This is a genomic window from Streptomyces sparsus, from assembly GCF_054776295.1.
Genome location: NZ_BAAHCA010000826.1, coordinates 1 through 2,201 on the forward strand (window position 1 = coordinate 1; position 2,201 = coordinate 2,201).

The following is a 2,201-nucleotide window of genomic DNA, read 5'->3' on the forward strand; positions in this document are numbered from 1 at the left end:
CTCGGTGAAGCTCTCCTGTGCCGCGGCCAGCAGCTGCTGTCCCGCGGCCTCCGGCAGGGTGGAGGCGGTGTCCACCGCGCCGCCCAGCGACTCGTGGGCGTCGGCGCCGGCTTGCTCCGGCACCCCCGCCGGCACGGGGAAGCCGCGGTAGATCCCGGTGACGATCGAGCCGAGCAGCGCGATGCCGAGCGCGGCGCCCAGCTCGTAGGCGGTCTCGGAGACGGCGGAGGCGGCACCGGCCTGTTCCTTCGGAACGCTGGAGAGGATGACGTCGGCGGTCACCGTGAAGGCGAGTCCGGCGCCGACGCCGACGAGCAGCAGGGTCGCGCCGAGCAGCCAGTATCCGGTGGATGCCTCCAGCCACCGGCAGGCGCCGAGTGCCAGCGCCACGGCTGCCAGCCCGGTGGAGACCGCGCCGCGCACCGAGGTGCGGCGGGCGATCGTCCCGGCCAGCAGACCGGCCGCCACCGCTCCCACCGCCGCGGGGAGTTCGGCCAGTCCGGCTTCCAGCGGGCTGCGGAGCTGGACCATCTGGAGGAACTGCGAGAGGAAGAACACCAGCCCGGACAGGCCGAGGATGGTCAGCAGGTCGGCCAGCACGGCGCCGGAGAACCCCCGGTGCCGGAACAGCCGCATGTCCAGCAGCGGTGAGGGCAGCCGCAGTTGCCGCCGTACGAACACCGACAGCGCCAGCACCCCCACGGTGGCGGCGGCCGGCACGTCCCCGCGCATCCCGTGCAGGGCGGCCTCCTTCACCGCGTAGACGACCGCGACGATGCCCAGCATGGACAGCACGACGCTCAGCGGGTCCCACGGGCCCGGCCGGGGGTTCCGCGACTCGGGCAGCACCTTGGCGCCGACCACCACCAGCACCGCCATGACCGGCAGGTTGATGAGGAAGACCGAGCCCCACCAGAAGTGCTCCAGCAGCAGTCCGCCGACGACCGGGCCCACGGCGGCGCCCGCCGAGGCCGCCGCTCCCCAGATGCCGACGGCAAGGCTGCGTTCCCTGGGGTCGTGGAAGAGGTTGCGGATGAGCGCCAGGGTGGAGGGCATCAGGGTGGCGCCCGCGACGCCGAGCAGCGCCCGCAGCACGATCATCGCCTCGGGGCTGTGCGCGTATGCGGTCAGGACGGAGACGGCGCCGAACGCGGCCGAGCCGATGAGCAGCAGCTTCTTGCGTCCGACGCGGTCGCCGAGGCTGCCCATGGTGACCAGCAGGCCGGCGATGACGAACGAGTAGACGTCACCGATCCACAGCAGCTGCGTCCCGGAGGGGTGCAGGTCCTCGCTGAGGAACGGGGTCGCCAGGCCGAGCACGGTGACGTCGACCCCGACCAGGAGGACGGCGAGCACCAGCACGGCGAGCGCCAGCCAGCGTCCGGCGCCGGCCGGTGCCGCGTCCTCGCCGGGGGTGCCCACCGGGGCCGGCTCACGACCGGTGGCGCGGGGTTCGCCGCCGGGGTGGTGCGCGGTCATGCCCGGTCCTTCCGTAGGGCGCCGCCGAGCAGCAGCTCGGTGACCATGCGGGACGCGTCACGGGGAGCCATCCGGCCGTCCTGGACCGTCCAGGCGGAGGCCGCGACCAGGGCGTAGAGGGCTTCGGTGAGCCAGGTCGGCGGCAGGTCCGGGCGGAAGGCGCCCTGCTCCTGCCCGCGGAGGAAGAGCGCGCTGACCCGTGCGTCGATGCGGCCCCAGCCCTCTGCCATGGGTTCCGCCTCGTCGAGCTCGTTCTCGCCGTAGAGGAAGGCGAGGAACCCGGCGTCCGGAACGGCCTGTTCGATCAGCCGCCGCACGGCCTGTTCCGGTTCACCCTCCTCGATGCGGGCCGCGTCGAGACCGCGCTCGAGCTGGCGCAGGCCCATCGCGCCCAGGGCGAGCACGAGCGCGCCGCGGCCGGCGAAGTGCCGGTGGAGGGTGGCGCGGCTGATACCGGCGGCCTTGGCGATCTCGTCCATCGAGGCGGTGGCCTTGCGCGACAGCAGGGCGGCGGCAGCGGTGAGCACCTGCTCACGGTCCACGGTCATGAGACGAGAGTATTTCATATGAGACAGTGACGTCTCACGTGGGGCGCACGGCCGGAGGCCGGCACCTGACTCGACCCTCAACGTCGGCAAACGGCGGCCCGACTCCGCCCGTCCGGGGCTGCCGCGCCCCGCGGGCCGGCTGTGCGCGGTGGGAGGGGACGTCCCGGCACGCCG

Annotated in this window: 2 protein-coding genes; both read right to left on the minus strand. The window is 73.7% G+C overall.

The features are described from left to right. Positions 1-1,479, minus strand: a 1,479-nt coding sequence (locus tag ACYVE9_RS23865) for an MFS transporter (protein ID WP_461029957.1), incomplete at its 3' end; no start/stop codon positions are given. Continuing rightward, positions 1,476-2,027 carry a TetR/AcrR family transcriptional regulator gene (locus ACYVE9_RS23870; RefSeq protein WP_461029958.1) on the minus strand — a complete coding sequence of 184 codons (552 nt, stop codon included), beginning with the start codon at positions 2,025-2,027 and terminating at the stop codon, positions 1,476-1,478. The genes ACYVE9_RS23870 and ACYVE9_RS23865, both read right to left, overlap by 4 nt. Positions 2,028-2,201: the final 174 nt, after the last annotated feature.